This window comes from Streptomyces sp. JN8, from assembly GCF_055808075.1.
This window is the reverse complement of record NZ_CM147852.1, coordinates 1,893,738-1,909,929: the sequence shown is the minus strand read 5'-3', so window position 1 is coordinate 1,909,929 and position 16,192 is coordinate 1,893,738. Positions and strand designations below refer to the sequence as shown.

Below are 16,192 nucleotides of genomic sequence, written 5' to 3'. Positions count from 1 at the left end.
CGCCATGGCAGCACCTTCGGCAGCCCAGCGCATCGTCATCGAGAACGCGGCGATCGCTACCGTCGACGCGAACGACACCGAGTACGCCTCCGGCTACCTCGTCGTCGCGGACAACAAGATCGAGTCCATCGGCGCCGGCAAGGCTCCCGAGGGCCTGGAGAACGTGGTCCGGCGCATCGACGCCACCGGCCATCTCGTCACGCCCGGTCTCGTCAACACCCACCACCACTTCTACCAGTGGATCACCCGGGGCCTGGCGACCGACCACAACCTCTTCAACTGGCTCGTCGCCCTCTACCCGACCTGGGCGCGGATCGACGAGCAGATGGTGCGCGCCGCGGCGCAGGGCTCGCTGGCCATGATGGCCCGCGGCGGTGTCACGACCGCCATGGACCACCACTACGTGTACCCGGTGAACTCCGGCGACCTGTCGGGTGCCATCATCGGCGCCGCCTCCGAGATGGGCGTCCGCTTCACCCTCGCCCGCGGTTCCATGGACCGCAGCGAGAAGGACGGCGGCCTGCCGCCGGACTTCGCCGTCGAGACGACCGAGGGCGCGCTCGCCGCGACCGAGGAGACGGTGAAGAAGTACCACGACGCCTCCTTCGACGCGATGACCCAGGTCGCCGTCGCCCCCTGCTCCCCCTTCTCGATCTCCACCGAGCTCCTCCGCGAGGGCGCCGCGCTCGGCCGCCGCCTCGGTGTGCGCATGCACACGCACGGCTCGGAGACCGTGGAGGAGGAGAAGTTCTGCCACGAGCTCTTCGGCATGGGCCCGACGGACTACTTCGAGTCCACCGGCTTCCTCGGCGAGGACGTGTGGATGGCGCACTGCGTCCACATGAACGACTCCGACATCGCCGCCTTCGCCCGCACCAAGACCGGTGTGGCCCACTGCCCCTCCTCCAACGCGCGCCTCGCCGCCGGCATCGCCCGCGTCCCCGACATGCTGAAGGCGGGCGTACCCGTCGGCCTCGGCGTCGACGGCACCGCCTCCAACGAGTCGGGCGAGCTCCACACCGAGCTGCGCAACGCGCTCCTCATCAACCGCCTCGGCGCCCACCGCGAGGCCGCGCTCAACGCCCGTCAGGCCCTGCGCCTCGGCACCTACGGCGGCGCGCAGGTCCTCGGCCGCGCCGACAACATCGGCTCCCTCGAAGCCGGCAAGCTCGCCGACTTCGTCCTGTGGAAGATCGACGGCCTCGGCCACTCGACCATCGCCGACCCGGTCACCGCCATCGTCTTCGGCGCGGCGGCCCCGGTCACGGCCTCCTTCGTCAACGGCAAGCAGATCGTCGAGAACGACCGCCTGCTGACCGTCGACGAGGACGCCATCGCGCGTGACGCGCGCGCGGAGGCGCAGCGCCTGGCCCGCATCGCGGCCCAGGGCTGACCCTCCCCACGGAGTCCTGCCGAGGGGGACGGCCCTCGGCAGGTCGCCGCGGACCCGAGCGGGGTCCGCGGCAGCCCGACCGGGAGGTGCCGTACGCAGAAGACGTACGGCGCCTCCCGGGACGGTGACGCCCACCCGCCCCCCACCGGGCACCCGCTCCCGCGCCGCGTGCTCCCCCGCGCGCCGCACCACCGCAACGAGCCGCACCTCCTGCACCCCGCACCGCATCGCTCCACCTCCCTGAACCCCGCGTCGCCGCCGACGCGTAACCGACCGGAGGAACCGCCGTGGCCGCCAAGCCCCAGGTTCGCAATGCACAAGCCGCAGGCTCCGCCCCCGACGACCGCGAGACGCATCCGGTCGACGAGACGCTGCCCCCACTCAAGATGCTCACCAGCGGCCTCCAGCACGTCGCCGCCATGTACGCCGGGGTGGTCGCCCCGCCCCTGATCGTCGGAGCGGCCGTCGGCCTCTCCGGTACCGAACTCACCTTCCTGACCGGAGCCAGCCTCTTCACGGCCGGCCTCGCGACCTTCCTCCAGACGCTCGGGGTCTGGAAGATCGGCGCCCGGCTCCCCTTCGTCAACGGCGTCACCTTCGCCGGCGTCGCGCCGATGCTCGCCATCGTCGACACCACCGACGACAAGGCCGACGCGCTGCCCGTGATCTTCGGCGCGATCATCGTCGCCGGACTCCTCGGCTTCCTCGCCGCCCCCTGGTTCTCACGGCTCGTGCGGTTCTTCCCGCCCGTCGTCACCGGCACCGTCATCACCCTCATAGGCGTGTCCCTCCTCCCGGTCGCCTTCGGCTGGGCCCAGGGACCCAACCCCGCGGCCGACGACTACGGTTCGACCACGTTCCTCTCGCTCGCCGCCATCACGCTCGTCGTCGTCCTGCTGCTCCGCCGCTTCACCCGCGGCTTCGTCAAGCAGATCGCGGTCCTCCTGGGCCTCGTCATCGGCACCGTCATCGCCATCCCGTTCGGCGTCACCGACTTCTCCCCGGTCACCGAGGCCGACATCGTCGGCTTCCCGACGCCGTTCCACTTCGGCGGACCGCAGTTCGCCCTCGCCGCGATCATCTCGATGTGCGTGGTCATGCTGGTCTCCATGACCGAGTCGACAGCCGACATGCTCGCCCTCGGCGAGATCGTCGAACGGCCCGCCGACGAGAAGACCATCGCGGCCGGGCTGCGCGCCGACACCCTCGGCTCCGCGCTCAGCCCCCTCTTCAACGGCTTCATGTGCAGCGCCTTCGCGCAGAACATCGGCCTGGTCGCCATGACCCGGATCCGCAGCCGCTTCGTCGTCGCCGCCGGTGGCGGCTTCCTGGTCCTGATGGGCCTCTCGCCGGTCGCCGCCTCGCTGATCTCGGTCGTCCCCCGGCCGGTCCTCGGCGGCGCGGGCGTCGTCCTCTTCGGCTCGGTCGCCGCGAGCGGCATCCAGACCCTGGTCAAGGCGGGCCTGGAGAAGGACAACAACGTCCTGATCGTGGCCGTGTCGCTGGCCGTCGGCATCATCCCGATCACCGCGCCGGAGTTCTACCACGCCTTCCCGGAGACCGCGAAGATCATCCTGGACTCGGGCATCTCGACCGGCTGTGTCGCGGCCGTCCTGCTCAACGTGGTCTTCAACCACCTCGGCAAGGGCCGGGACGACGACGAGGTCACCGCGCCCATGGAGCCCGGCGAGGAGATCTCCGGGAGCCGCGACGCGAAGGCGGCGCACGTCCACTGAACCCGCCCGACGCCCCACCGGACGCCCCGGCCCCCGCGCACCCCGCGGGGCCCGGGGCGGCCGTGCCGTGTGCCGAGCCGGCACGGGAGCGCCGCACGGCGCCGCCCCACCGCACCCCGCCGGACCGGCCCGCGGCCGACGGCGGAGCCGAGCCGGGAAGCGCCCCGCGTGGCCCGGCGGGCGGCCACATCGTCCTGATCAACCCCAACACCTCCGCCGCCACGACCGCGATGATGACCGCGATCGCCCGACGCGCCCTGGGCTCCGGGCGGTCCGTCCGCGGTGTCACCGCCGACCGGGGTCCGGGCATGCTCACCGACCCCGCCGCCCTGCGGGCCGCCGCGCCAGGCGTCCTCGCCGCCGGCCTCCGCGCCGCGGCCGGCGGTGACTGCGCGGCCCTCGTCGTCGGAGCCTTCGGCGACCCCGGCCTGGCCGCCCTGCGGGCGGCGACCGACGTGCCCGTGGTGGGCCTGGGCGAGGCGGCCCTCCGGGAGGCGGCGGCCGGCGGGACCCCGTTCGGCGTGGCCACCACGACTCCGCTCCTGGCGGAGGCCGTCGCGGCCCGGGTGACGGAGCTGGGACTCGCCGACCGGTACACCGGCATACGGCTCACGACGGGCGACCCCGAGCGGCTGTCCGCCGACCCGCGGGCGCTCCTCGACGCGCTGGAACGCGCGGTGCGCGCCTGCGCCGAGCGGGACGGGGCGCGCGCCGTCGTCATCGGCGGCGGCCCACTGGGCGACGCGGCGGAGGCGCTCCGCGCCCGGTGCGCGGTCGACGTCGTCGCCCCGATCCCCGCGGCGTGCCGGACGCTGACACGCCTCCTCGACGACTGACGGCCCCGCCGACCCGCCCCCGACGGACTCCCGTCCGCCCGGCACGGGGCCGCCTGACCCCTGGCCGATGGACCTCCGCCCGACGGAATCAGGCGCGCCCCGCACCGGCTGCACGGACCCCCGCCCGTCGAACCCCCCCTCGCCCGGCACCGGCCCGACGGACCCCTGTCCGACGGACATCGGCGCGCCCAGCACCCGCCCGCCCGGCACCGGCCACACCCGGCCCCACCCGCCCGGCGCCCGTCCGCCCGGCGCCCGCCCGTCGAACCCCCGCCCGGCCGTGCCCCGCCCCCGCCCCCGCCCCCGCTCATCGCTCCACCGCGATCCTGCGTCGGCACTCCGGGGCCAGGGCCGGGTAAGCGGTGGCGATCGCCTCATACAGGCGCCGTCGCAGCAGACGCTCGGCCTCGCCGCGCCCGGTCTCCCCGTAGAGGCCGTCGAGCAGCGCCTCGTACCGCCCGAGCGCGTGCCGGAGGTAGCTCACCTGCCATCGCGCGAGCGCCCCGGCGGCCGCCCCCTCCCGCGGCGCCGTCCCGGGGCTCCGCGCCGCCAGGAGCCGCCGGTGCCGGACCGCCCGCCGCTCCAGCTCGGGGCCGGGGAGCCGGGGCACCTCGATCGGCTCCGCCCGGACCGCGGCCAGCACGGCGGCCCTGCGCCGCTCGGCGTACACCGCGGCGGCCGAGGAGCGGGCCGGCGAGAGCGCCGTGCCGGCGAACTCGGGCGTCCGCTCCACCGTCTCGACCCGGGCCAGCAGGTAGAGCCGCAGGGGCGCGGGGGACCAGCGGCGCGGGTCGCGCCCCTGCACGTCGGGCGTGCCGAGCAGGTCCCGCACCATCGTGTCGGTCCAGCCCCGTCGGCGTACCCCGGCGTGGCTCACATAGGTCGTACGGTCCGTCATGGTTCCCCCAGATCCGATTACGGAGAGTGATGTCCCCAGTGAAGCGCACCCCACTGACAACGCCCCCTTGCCCTGCTCGGCCCGACTGTGCGATATAGGTCTGGACCTTTCCGACGGACGGAGGCCGGCCCGTGCAACGCCCGCTCGCCGCATGCCTGTTGACTGCCCTCACGCTGACGCTCGCCCTCGCCGGCTGCGCCGGCCCGGCGGCCCCCGAAGCCAAGGACACCAGAGCCCCCACCGTCCCGTCCGGCGTCACCGCGACGGCCGGCAGCGCGAGCACCGTGCACGTCATGTGGAGCGCCGCCACCGACGACCGGGCCGTCACCGGCTACGCCGTCTACCGCGAGGGCCGCAAGGTGAAGGACCTCCCCGCCACCACCCTGATGACCGACGTGGTCGGCCTCGCCCCCGCCACCCCCCACCGCTTCACCGTCCGCGCCCGGGACGCCGCCGGCAACGTCTCGCCCCCCAGCCCCACCGTCACGGCCACCACCCTCCGCGCCGCCGCCGAGGACCGCACGCCCCCCACCGCGCCCGGCGCGCTCCGCGCCACCGCCGCCGGCAGCCGCGCCGCCACTCTCCGCTGGTCCGCGTCCGCGGACGACACCGCGGTCACCGCGTACGACGTCTACCAGGCCGACGTCCGCATCCACACCGTGCCCGGCGACGCCACCACCACCCGGGTCACCGGCCTGCGCCCGGGCACCGCCTACGCGTTCACCGTCCGCGCCCGCGACGCCGCCGAGAACTCTTCCCCGGACAGCGCCCCCGCCGACCTCACCACCGCCGCCGCCCCGGGCGCGCCCGCGAACACCGCGCCCACCGGGCTCACCGCGACCGCGACGAAGGGCGAGATCACCGTCACCTGGACCCCGCCGGACACCGGCGCCCCGGTGACCCACCACGAACTCCACCTCAACGGCCGGTTCGCCACCACCATCATCTGGGGCGGTGAACCGCCCCCCGGCCGCGCCACCTACACCTTCCCCGTCCAGGACCCGCCGGGCACCCGCTACACCGTCACCCTCCGCGCCCGGCTCCCGGACGGCACCTGGGGCGACTTCTCCGCCTCCCGGACGGTCGTGGTCCGCTGACGCCCCGACGCCCGCGTCCTCCGTCCGATTCGCCCCCCGCCGAACTACCCTGGGAAGCGTGGCCGAGACCGTTCTCACCAACACCGGGCTCGACGGCTTCCTCGACGGAGCACCCGAGCGCCGCGACCCCGTCTTCGTGCGTGCCGCCGAGGCGGTCCTCGGACTCCTCGCCCTCCGCGGGGCCGACCGGGAGACGGGCGTGCCGGAGCCGACGCCCGGGCTCGTCCGCCGGCTCCTCGTCGAGGACCTGCCCGCGTTCGTGTACGCGCCGCCCGGAGCGCTCGCCGCCTACCCCGCCGTGGTCGGGCGGCTCGCGGCCCGCTTCGACGGGGACCGGGGCGAGCGGGTCGCCGAGGCCGTCCGCGAGGCCACCGGGGACTTCGAACGGGCGATGACCGATCCCGGGAACCTGACCTGGCACCGCTGGTACGCCTCGCTCCTGCGTGCCTGCGGTGCCGACCTCGGCGACCCCGAGGACGTACGCCGCCGCCTCGCCGCCCTCGACGGGGCGCCGCTGCCCGACGGGGTGCACCGCGCCGACCTGATGGGGCGCACCGCCCTCGCCGACGTCCTGCTCGCCGAGGCCCTCACGCGCGCGTACGTCCGCGACGCCGAGGCGCCGCCCGCCGCCGGGCCGCTGCTCGCCGACCACGACGTCGCGACCGGCGTCGGGCACGTCGCCGCCGCCCTGCGGGACCGGTGGACCGCCGCGGGGCTCTCCGAGCAGCTCGCCGGGCCGTACGCGCGGTTCGCCCCCGGCCCCGACGCCTTCCCCCACCTCGTGCTGGCCGACGCCCTCCTGGACGAGCACCTCGACCACTACGGGGACATCGCCGTCCCCGTGCCCCCGCCGCCCGCGGTCGAGCCGGGGCCGTTCGAGGCGGACGCGGACACCCTCATCACCGCCGTCGAGGAGCTGTCCGAGGAGGAGTTCGAGCCCTACGGGGGCGAGGCCCCGCACCTGCTGTACGTGGCCTACCGGCGCGGCTGCTCGGCCGAGTCCGTCGCCCGCAAGGCCGCCGAGTACGAGGACTGGGCCGTCGACCCGGCCGTGGAGGACCTGCCGGTGGCCGTCCCGCCGGCCCCGCCGGAGGAGGACGCGGCCGGTTCGCCGGGTCCCGCGCACGCGGTGCCGCCCGTCCCCGAACTCGCGCGCCTGCTCGGCACGGCCGACCTGACGGAGGCCGACCGGGCCCGACTGGAGGACCCCGCCCGGGACCTCGCCACCGTCCTCGACCGGCTCGCCGCCACGGGGCTGGTCTTCCGCACCGGAGACGCCTTCGGCCTCACCCCGCGCGGCGCCGGAGTCGTCCGCTACCTCCTCGGGGTCCGCGGGATCGCCGCCCCCGACGCCGCCGAGGCCCGCGCGTGGTCCGCGTCCGAGGCGGTGGCCGCCGCCGTGGGCTGGCCCGCCTGCGTGGCCGCGCGGGTGCTCGCCGACTGGCTCCACGCGCGCGGGAACTCCGCCGACGCCTGGTCCCGGCTGCTCGCCGCCCTCGGCACCGTCCACGCCGGCACGCCCGACGCCGCCGCCACCCGCGGGCTCTTCACCGTCCTCGACACCGCGGCGGCCCCCTCCGCGGCGCTCCACGGAGCCGTCCGCGACCCGGTCGTCGGCGCGTACGCCCATCAGGCGCTGCGCGCGCGGGGGGAGGCCTCCGATCTGATCCAGGTGGGCATCTCGGCGCGCGCGCTGTTCGTGCTCGACGCCCTCCCCGCCAAGAAGGGCCCCCTGGAGTCCCGTCGGGCCGCGTTCGACACGGCGGCCGCCGCCTGGCCGGGCGGCTCGGCCGCCCTCGTACGGGCCATGCGGGCGGCGGACCGGCACGAGGCCGAGCGGGTGCTGGGCCCGCTGGGCCTGGCGCCGTAGCAGGCGCTTCGGCGCCTGCCCGCTCGGTCGCTACCCCGCCGTGAGGTACATCGCCGACGGACCCGACCCCGCCGTGTTCCGGCAGCGGTGGTCGCCCGTCGGGCGGGCGTGGACCAGGGCCAGGCAGCGGCCCAGGGCCTGCTGGCCGTAGGCGTTGGGGTGCATGGACTCCTGGACGAGCCCCTGCGTGCTCTGGCTGTCGATCCAGCGGGCCCACTCGCTCGTCGTCCCCGACGCCGGCGCCGTCGACGTCACCTGACGGCTCGCCTTCGCGCAGACCTCACGCCCCTGGAGCGCGTCCCGCAGGTCCATGAACTGCACGCCCTTGGCTGCCGCGACGCCCTTCAGGCGGTTGGCGAGCTGCGGGACGAGGGAGTCGCGGGCCCAGTCGGCATCGGCGTTCCAGAACGGGCAGCCGCCGGTGTTCGTACGGGTCCACCCGCTCTCGCCGTACCGGTTCTGGGCGGCCCGGGGGATGGGGGAGGGGTAGGACTGCAGGACGATCCGGTAGTCGGAGGGGGCGTATCCGGCGCCCGTCATCACGGCCCGGACCTCGTCGACCGAGCGGCCGACGTCCGCCATCACGCCGTCGATCCGCGCGTCCACCGCGGCCTGCTGGTCGTCGTGGCAGTAGGAGTACCAGACGATGTAGTCGGTGGCGCAGGTGGCGATGACGTCGGCGAAGCCGAGGTCGTTGCCGCCGATGGAGAGGGCGATCAGCTCCACGTCGTGCGAGGCGGCGACGGCCGCGAGCTGGTCGGCCTGCGGGGCCTCGCCCTTGTAGGGCTGACCGCCCTGCGAGGCACGGAAGACGTTGTCGGTCGTCGCGCCCGAGCAGGCCAGGTTGATCAGGGAGCTCGCGAGCGGTCCCGCGCTCTTCACCTCGGCGGTGTCGGAGCGGTGGCAGCCGCCCGCGGTGGCGCCGTACACCCGGGACGGGTCGTAACCGCTGCCCGTCCAGGCCCGGTCGGTGCCGTTGCGGTTGCCCGAGTTGGTAAGGCTGTTGCCCTGCCAGCGGCCGGCCTCGCCGGAGATGTAGCTGTCGCCCATGGTGACGACGGCGGTGGGCCCGGCGCCGGGGGAGGCGGAGGCGGTGGGGGCGGCGACGGAGGCGAGCCCGGCGGCGGTACACAGTGCCAGGAGTGCGCGCAGCGCACGGTGGGGGGTCGAAGGCATGGCTGTGCTCCTGCGGTACGCAGTGACGTGGGGGACAGCCGCCGGCCGGTGGCATGGCGGAATCTGTCACCCACCGGCTTGTTACCGCTAGGTAGCTGCAGATCTCGGTTGCGTCACGTCCCCTGTGACCCCACAGGACCCGGAACGGGGACAGGGCCCCGCCGCCGGTGCTGTGCGACACCGGGGGCGGGGCCCTGTCCGAATGCTGTCCGACCGCTGTGCGGGCCGTCGGGGCAGCCGTACCGCTCCGAGGTCAGCCGACCAGCTGCTCGTACGCGGGGAGCGTCAGGAAGTCCGCGTAGTCCGCGTCGAGGGAGACGTGGAGGAGGAGGTCGTGGGCCTGCTGCCACTTGCCGGCCGCGAAGGCCTCCTCGCCGATCTCCTCGCGGATCGCGGCCAGTTCCTCGGCGGCGACCTTGCGGGCCAGCTCCGGAGTGGCCTTCTGGCCGTTCTCGAAGACCACGCCGGCGTTGATCCACTGCCAGATCTGCGAGCGGGAGATCTCGGCGGTGGCCGCGTCCTCCATGAGGTTGAAGATGGCGACGGCGCCGAGGCCGCGCAGCCACGCCTCGATGTAGCGGGTGCCGACCTGGACGGCGCTCACGAGGCCGTCGTAGGTGGGACTGGCGTCCAGGGAGTCGATCGCGATGAGGTCGCCGGCCGCGACGGAGACGTCCTCGCGGAGGCGGTCCTTCTGGTTCGGCTTCTCGCCGAGGACGGCGTCGAAGGAGGCCATCGCGATCGGGACCAGGTCCGGGTGGGCGACCCAGGAGCCGTCGAAGCCGTCGCCGGCCTCGCGGTCCTTGTCGGCCTTGACCTTCTCGAACGCCACCTTGTTGACCTCGGCGTCCTTGCGGGACGGGATGAAGGCCGCCATGCCGCCGATGGCGTGCGCGCCGCGCTTGTGGCAGGTGCGCACGAGGAGTTCGGTGTACGCGCGCATGAACGGGGCCGTCATCGTGACCGCGTTGCGGTCCGGAAGGACGAACTTGGCGCCGCCGTCACGGAAGTTCTTGACGATGGAGAACAGGTAGTCCCAGCGACCCGCGTTCAACCCGGCGGCGTGGTCGCGGAGTTCGTAGAGGATCTCCTCCATCTCGTACGCGGCCGTGATGGTCTCGATGAGGACCGTGGCGCGGACGGTGCCCTGCGGGATGCCGACGTAGTCCTGGGCGAAGACGAAGATCTCGTTCCAGAGGCGGGCCTCCAGGTGCGACTCGGTCTTCGGCAGGTAGAAGTACGGGCCCTTGCCGAGGTCGATGAGGCGCTGCGCGTTGTGGAAGAAGTACAGGCCGAAGTCGACGAGCGCGCCCGGCACGGGGCGGCCGTCGAAGGCGAGGTGACGCTCCTCCAGGTGCCAGCCGCGGGGCCGCATGACGACCGTGGCCAGCTCGTCGGCCGGCTTGAGGGCGTACGACTTGCCCGAGCGCGGGTCCGTGAAGTCGATCTTCCGGCTGTACGCGTCGATCAGGTTGAGCTGGCCGAGGACCACGTTCTCCCAGGTCGGCGCGGAGGCGTCCTCGAAGTCGGCGAGCCAGACCTTCGCGCCCGAGTTCAGCGCGTTGATCGTCATCTTGCGGTCGGTCGGGCCGGTGATCTCGACACGGCGGTCGTTCAGGGCCGCCGGGGCCGGCGCGACCTTCCAGGAGTCGTCGGCGCGGACCGCCGCGGTCTCCGGCAGGAAGTCGAGGGTGGACGTGCGGGCGATCTCGGCGCGGCGCTCCGCCCGGCGGGCGAGGAGCTCGTCCCGGCGCGGGGTGAACCGCCGGTGCAGTTCGGCGACGAAGGCCAGGGCGGCCTCGGTGAGCACCTCCTCCTGACGCGGCAGGGGCTCGGCATCGACGACGGCCAGGGGGGACGGCGCTGGTGCGGACATGAACTGTCACTTCCTTCAGCGGACTTCACGGGCGGTGCCAGACGGCCGCCGGGCGTCGCGGGACGGCACGCAGTGCCGCTGGCGCCGAGATACGGCCGCAAGCGCCTTCTGAACGGACAGGCGCTTCTGAACAGTGGATACTAGTTTCCTCATGGTGGAAGTTCAATGGTTTGTTGATGTCGAGATTCTCCGGATCGACAGACCATGGCTCCGGGTGCCACGCCGTTCACTCCAAGTGCCCCAGATCCTCCTCCGTGTCGATGTCGTAGGGCTCGGCCACATCCGAACAGTCCACGGAGGTGATCGCATCCCGGTGGGCCGCCAGATAGTCCCGCGCGCCCCGGTCGCCCACCGCAGCTTCGGCGATTCCCGCCCAGTGCGCGGCGCCGAAGAGCACCGGGTGCCCCCGCTCGCCGTCGTACGAGGCCGCCGCCAGCGACTCCCGCCCCCCGTACGCCGCCCGGACCCGGGCCACCGCCTCCGCCCCGATCCCCGGCTGGTCCACCAGCAGGACGAGCGCCGCGTCGACCCCCCGCGGATCGGCGGCCAGCGAGGCGAGCCCCGCGCGCAGCGAGGACCCCATGCCCTCGCCCCACCCGGGGTTGTCCACGAGCACGCACCCGGGCAGCTCCGCCCGCTCCCGTACGACCCCGGCCGACGCCCCCAGCACCACGTGCACCACCTCGCACCCGGCCGCCCGCAGCACCCCCACGGCGTACTCGACCAGGGGCCGGCCCCGATGGGTCAGCAGCGCCTTGGGGCGCCCCCCGAGCCGGCGTCCGCCGCCGGCGGCGAGCAGCAGGCCGGCGACGCGGGGCGGGTGGACATCTGTTCGGTCGAACGTTGTCTTCATGAGGACTGCATACCTCATCAGGCGGAATCACACGGTCGCCTGAATTACCCGGGCGAAGGGTGGCGCGGCGGGGTGGCGAAGGAGTTAACTGACCCGCAACTCACGGCGCCCGACCACCGCCCGGGGTCGGCTCCGAGCGCTGCTCGGGGTGTCCGGAGGAGGGCGTTCTGCGCACAGTGCCGTGCGAGGGGGAGAACCGTGTTGCGAAGCGTGGGGCAGAGGCGAGTGACCGGCGAGGGCGTGGACCCCAGGGTGGCCGAACTGCGGTCCGCGGTGTCCCGGCTCCGACGCGAGCTGGCCGCCCACCGGGTCGAGTTCGCCGACCGCGGCATCGCCGAGGACGAACTCGCCGCCCTCGACGCGATGGCCCTCAGCGGGGCCCCCGAATTACGCCGGCTCCGCCGCTCGCTGCTGCTCGTCGCGGGATCCGTCGGCTCCGTCAGCGCCCTCGCGGACGGGCTCGCCGGTGTCCGCCGCGCGGTCGAGCTCTTCGGACCGCCCGCGCCCCCGGCACCCCGCCCTCCGCTCGACTGACCCGCCGGACCGGATCCGGCGCCGGAGGCCGCCGGGGAGGCCCTGGGGTTCGTCTCGTCGATCAACCCCGCGAGCCCGGCCTGATCGGCACGACACCCCCTAGCGCCGGATCAGGCGGCGGGCCGTCGCCGCCGCCACCGCCGCCGTCCGCGAGTCCACGCCCAGCTTCGCGAAGACGTGCACCAGGTGGGACTTCACCGTCGCCTGGCTGAGGAACAGCACCTTGCTGATCTGCTGGTTCGACAGGCCCTCGCCCACCAGCTGCAACACCTCCAGCTCGCGCTTGGTCAGCGCCTCCGCCGGGGTCCGCATCCGGTCCATCAGACGGTGCGCCACCGCCGGCGCCAGGGCCGACTGCCCCGCCGCCGCCGTGCGGACCGCCGCGGCCAGCTCCTCCGGCGGCGCGTCCTTCAGCAGATAGCCCGAGGCACCCGCCTCCACCGCCGCCAGGATGTCCGCGTCCGTGTCGTACGTCGTCAGGACCAGCACCTTCGGCCCGCCGGGCGCCGCCGTGATCGCCGCCGTCGCCTCCGAGCCGTGCATCCCCGCCCCGAACTGCAGGTCCATCAGGACCACGTCCACACCCCCCGCCCCGGCCAGCTCCACCGCGCGCTCGGCCGTCGCCGCCTCCGCCACGACGGCGAAGTCCGGCTCCGTGTCCAGGACCGCGCGCAGGCCCGCCCGTACGACCGGATGGTCGTCGGCCAGCAGCAGGCGGATCGTCATGCTCTTCACACTCCAGCGGGGAGGGGGAGGGAGACGGCCACGGCCGTGCCCTGACCGGGGGCGGACTCGACGGTGAACGTGCCGCCCAGCGACTCCGCGCGCGAGCGCATCGCCGGGAGACCGAAACCGCCGTCGGAGGACGGCCGTACCGCGGCGGGGTCGAAGCCCCCGCCGTCGTCGACCACGTCCAGGGTCACCGAGGCGCCCATGAACGACAGCGTGATCTCCGCCCGCGACGCGCCCGCGTGCCGCACCGTGTTCGCGAGAGCGGACTGCGCGATGCGGAGCAGTGCCACCTCGTAGGGGGTCGGCAGCCCGACCGGCGTACCGCTGACGGAGAAGCGCACCCGCGGCCCGGCCCCCGGCTCGCACAGCCGCTCCAGGGCCGCCGCCAGGGAGCCGCGCTCCAGGTCCGGCGGGGCCAGCGCCCGGACGAAGCGCCGGGCCTCCGCCAGATTGCCCTGGGCCTCCCGCCGGGCCCGCTCGATGTGACCCGCGGCGGGGGAGTCCGGCGGCAGCGCCCGCTCGGCCGCCCGGAGCAGCAGCTGGATCGAGGACAGGCCCTGCGCGAGCGTGTCGTGGATCTCGCGGGCGAGCCGCTCCCGCTCCGCGAGCGTCCCCGCGTGCCGCTCCGCCGCCGCCAGCTCGGCGCGCGTCTCGATCAGCTCCTCGATCAGCCGGCGCCGCCGCTCGCTCTCCCGGTAGAGGGCCTCGTAGCCCAGGACCGTCGCCACCGCGACCGCCGCGCCGAGCAGCGGCCCGATGAAGACGCCCGGGTTGAGCGCGGCGCCGTGCCCGACGTACGAGAGGATCGCCGCCACCGCCGTCAGCGCGACCACCGGCAGCGACCAGCGGGCCGGCAGCAGGTGCAGCTGGAGGAAGTACAGGGGGAACGCCAGCCACAGGGCCTCCGGCGTCACGTACAGCATCGCGAGCCACGACGCGCCCAGCACGGCCAGCCACACGGCGGCGGCCCGCTGCGAGTCCCGTACGGACGGCAGGAGGGAACCGGCCGCGTACACCGCGCCCGTCACCACCGCGAGCACCGTCCCGGCGACCGAGTGGGCCCGGACGGCGGCGAGCGCGAGCAGGCCCGCCATCAGCAGGTGCAGACAGAGGCGGAGCGCCCGCAGGACGGGGGTGAGGGACCGCCGGGCGGGGTGGGGGGAGGAAGGCCGGGCGGGGTGGGGGGAGGAAGGCCGGGCGGGGTGGGGGGAGGGACGCGCATCCATGTCCCCTCCAGCGTAGACAGCAGCAGGCGATCCGGACTCAACCGAAAGTTTGATCGCGGAGCCATCCGTGGCGCGATGCCGGGGAAGCACCTCCCGCACCACTCTGGTCGGCATGTTCGTGGCATGGAGAGACCTCGGATTCGCCAAGGGGCGATTCGCCCTCATGGGTACGGTGATCGTGCTGATCACCCTGCTCGTGGGATTGCTGTCAGGGCTGACGGCCGGACTCGCGCGGGAGAACATCTCCGCGATCACCGGCCTGCCCGCCGACCGGCTGGCCTTCGCGGCGCCGCCGTCGGGCCAGTCGGCCTCCTTCACCGACTCGACGGTGACGGAGGAGCAGTGGCGGGCCTGGGCCGGGCGGCCCGGGGTGGCGGCGGCCTCGCCGCTCGGCATCCGCACGCTCAACGGCGCCGCCGGGGAGCGGACGGCCGCCGTGTCGGCCTTCGGCGCCGAGCCGGAGAGCGGGCTCGCCCCGGTGGCGCCCGCCCCGGGCAAGGCCGTGCTCTCCGGGTCGGCGGCCGAGGAGCTGGGCGTCGACGTGGGCGACACCGTCCGCCTCGGGCCGGTGGAACTGGCGGTCGAGGCGGTCGCCGGCGACGCCTCGTACAGCCACACCCCGGTGGTGTGGACGACCCTCGGCGACTGGCAGCGGCTCGGCCGGACCGGCACCGCCGACGAGGACCAGGCGACCGTCATCGCGCTCCGCGGCGGCGGGGAGACCGACTGGGCCGCCGGCGACGCGGCCGTCGGCACCGAGGCGCGGACCGTCGACGGGGCCCTCACCGCCATAGGGTCCTACCAGGCCGAGAACGGCTCGCTCCAGCTGATGCGGGGCTTCCTCTTCGCCATCTCGGCGCTCGTCATAGGGGCCTTCTTCACCGTCTGGACCATCCAGCGCAGCGGTGACATCGCCGTCCTGAAGGCGCTCGGCGCCTCCACCCCGTACCTCCTCAAGGACGCCCTCGGCCAGGCGGTGCTGATGCTCACGGCGGGCACCCTCCTCGGCACGGGCCTCGCGGTCGGCATCGGGGCGCTGGTCAGCGGCGGGAACGTGCCGTTCGTCCTCGAACCGCCGACCGTCCTCGGACCGGCCGCCGTGATGGTGGTGCTCGGCGTGGTCGGGGCGGCCCTGTCCATCCGGCGGATCACCGCCGTCGATCCCCTCACCGCGCTCGGGAGTGCCCGATGAGTCTCGTCCTCGAAGCCGTCACCCTCACCTACCCCGACGGCGACGGGCGGCTGACCGCGCTCGACGCGGTCTCCCTCGACGTCCCGGCGGGCTCCCTCACCGCCGTCGTCGGACCCTCCGGCTCCGGCAAGTCCAGCCTGCTCGCCGTCGCGGCCACCCTGGTCACGCCGGACCGCGGGAGGGTCGTCGTCGACGGTACGGAGACGGGGGAGCTGGGCGCGGCCGCGCGGGCGGCGCTGCGGAGGGAGCGGATCGGGATCGTGTTCCAGCAGCCGAACCTGCTGCCGTCGCTCACGGCGGCGGAACAGCTCCAGGTCATGGCGCACGTCTCGGGGCGGCCGACGCGGTCGGCCCGCGGCCGGGCCCTGGAACTCCTCGACGCGGTGGGCCTCGCGGACCTGGCCGGGCGCCGGCCGCACCAGCTCTCCGGAGGGCAGCGGCAGCGGGTCAACATCGCGCGGGCCCTGATGAACGAACCGGCCGTCCTCCTCGTCGACGAGCCGACGAGCGCACTGGACCACGAACGGGGGGCCGCGGTGATGGAGCTGCTGGCGGGGCTGACGGTGGGGAGGGGCACGGCGACGGTCCTGGTGACGCACGACAGGGGGCATGCGGGGCGGGCGGACCGGGTGGTGGAGGTCAGGGACGGCCGGCTGTCACCCCCGGTCACCGCCTGACCCTCCCCGTCGGCACGAGCCGCGCCGGGTGGCGGCGTGCGCCGGGGCGTGGGGGTCCCCCGGGCGGAGTCCGGGACCCCCACGCCCCGGCGGGAC

General features: G+C 74.7%; 14 protein-coding genes. 8 read left to right on the top strand and 6 right to left on the bottom strand.

Annotated features, from left to right (window positions below; genetic code table 11):
• Nucleotides 1-4: 4 nt before the first annotated feature.
• The 3 genes from ACY0MR_RS08260 to ACY0MR_RS08250 all read left to right on the top strand — a co-directional run bounded on the left by ACY0MR_RS08260 (nt 5) and on the right by ACY0MR_RS08250 (nt 3,965).
• Nucleotides 5-1,393 carry an 8-oxoguanine deaminase gene (locus ACY0MR_RS08260; protein ID WP_361859492.1) on the top strand — a complete coding sequence of 463 codons (1,389 nt, stop codon included), beginning with the start codon at nt 5-7 and terminating at the stop codon, nt 1,391-1,393.
• Nucleotides 1,394-1,779: 386 nt separating this feature from the next.
• Nucleotides 1,780-3,129, top strand: coding sequence for a nucleobase:cation symporter-2 family protein (locus ACY0MR_RS08255; RefSeq protein ID WP_361863593.1), 1,350 nt, complete (start codon nt 1,780-1,782; stop codon nt 3,127-3,129).
• A 62-nt stretch (nt 3,130-3,191) separates the two neighbouring features.
• Nucleotides 3,192-3,965, top strand: coding sequence for an aspartate/glutamate racemase family protein (locus ACY0MR_RS08250; RefSeq protein ID WP_392864125.1), 774 nt, complete (start codon nt 3,192-3,194; stop codon nt 3,963-3,965).
• Nucleotides 3,966-4,272: 307 nt separating this feature from the next.
• Here ACY0MR_RS08250 and ACY0MR_RS08245 read toward each other — a convergent pair whose 3' ends face one another.
• Entirely contained in the window at nt 4,273-4,863 is a 591-nt protein-coding gene (locus ACY0MR_RS08245; RefSeq protein WP_388807080.1) for a hypothetical protein, read from the bottom strand.
• A gap of 131 nt (nt 4,864-4,994) precedes the next feature.
• Here ACY0MR_RS08245 and ACY0MR_RS08240 point away from each other — a divergent pair, with 131 nt between their 5' ends.
• Nucleotides 4,995-5,960 (top strand): fibronectin type III domain-containing protein, encoded by a 966-nt coding sequence (locus ACY0MR_RS08240; RefSeq protein ID WP_473560024.1) that lies wholly within the window; start codon nt 4,995-4,997, stop codon nt 5,958-5,960.
• 58 nt (nt 5,961-6,018) lie between these two features.
• On the top strand, nt 6,019-7,830 hold the full coding sequence (locus ACY0MR_RS08235; protein ID WP_473560021.1) for a hypothetical protein: 1,812 nt from the start codon (nt 6,019-6,021) through the stop codon (nt 7,828-7,830).
• 30 nt (nt 7,831-7,860) lie between these two features.
• Here the strand turns inward: ACY0MR_RS08235 and ACY0MR_RS08230 are convergent, their stop codons facing one another.
• From ACY0MR_RS08230 to ACY0MR_RS08220, 3 genes are all read right to left on the bottom strand, one after another.
• The gene (locus ACY0MR_RS08230; RefSeq protein WP_473560019.1) at nt 7,861-9,006 is read right to left on the bottom strand and encodes a GDSL-type esterase/lipase family protein; all 1,146 of its coding nucleotides are present in this window, start codon (nt 9,004-9,006) and stop codon (nt 7,861-7,863) included.
• Between the two features lie 253 nt (nt 9,007-9,259).
• Nucleotides 9,260-10,882, bottom strand: a complete 1,623-nt coding sequence (gene aceB / locus ACY0MR_RS08225; protein ID WP_403313948.1) for a malate synthase A — start codon at nt 10,880-10,882, stop codon at nt 9,260-9,262.
• A 226-nt stretch (nt 10,883-11,108) separates the two neighbouring features.
• Nucleotides 11,109-11,735, bottom strand: coding sequence for a nucleotidyltransferase family protein (locus tag ACY0MR_RS08220; RefSeq protein ID WP_403313946.1), 627 nt, complete (start codon nt 11,733-11,735; stop codon nt 11,109-11,111).
• 198 nt (nt 11,736-11,933) lie between these two features.
• On the opposite strand from ACY0MR_RS08220, the gene ACY0MR_RS08215 reads away from it, so the two are divergent.
• A complete protein-coding gene (locus ACY0MR_RS08215; RefSeq protein WP_361849963.1) occupies nt 11,934-12,269 on the top strand; it encodes a DUF5955 family protein in 336 nt (111 codons plus the stop codon).
• A gap of 99 nt (nt 12,270-12,368) precedes the next feature.
• Here ACY0MR_RS08215 and ACY0MR_RS08210 read toward each other — a convergent pair whose 3' ends face one another.
• Entirely contained in the window at nt 12,369-12,995 is a 627-nt protein-coding gene (locus ACY0MR_RS08210; protein ID WP_361849961.1) for a response regulator transcription factor, read from the bottom strand.
• Nucleotides 12,996-13,000: 5 nt separating this feature from the next.
• Nucleotides 13,001-14,095 (bottom strand): sensor histidine kinase, encoded by a 1,095-nt coding sequence (locus ACY0MR_RS08205; protein ID WP_473561739.1) that lies wholly within the window; start codon nt 14,093-14,095, stop codon nt 13,001-13,003.
• A 244-nt stretch (nt 14,096-14,339) separates the two neighbouring features.
• Between ACY0MR_RS08205 and ACY0MR_RS08200 the strand changes: the two genes are divergently transcribed.
• Together ACY0MR_RS08200 and ACY0MR_RS08195 are read left to right on the top strand one after the other, a co-directional pair.
• Nucleotides 14,340-15,419, top strand: a complete 1,080-nt coding sequence (locus ACY0MR_RS08200; protein WP_404086220.1) for an ABC transporter permease — start codon at nt 14,340-14,342, stop codon at nt 15,417-15,419.
• On the top strand, nt 15,416-16,096 hold the full coding sequence (locus ACY0MR_RS08195) for an ABC transporter ATP-binding protein (RefSeq protein ID WP_473560016.1): 681 nt from the start codon (nt 15,416-15,418) through the stop codon (nt 16,094-16,096). Before ACY0MR_RS08200 ends, ACY0MR_RS08195 begins: the two co-directional genes overlap by 4 nt.
• Nucleotides 16,097-16,192: the final 96 nt, after the last annotated feature.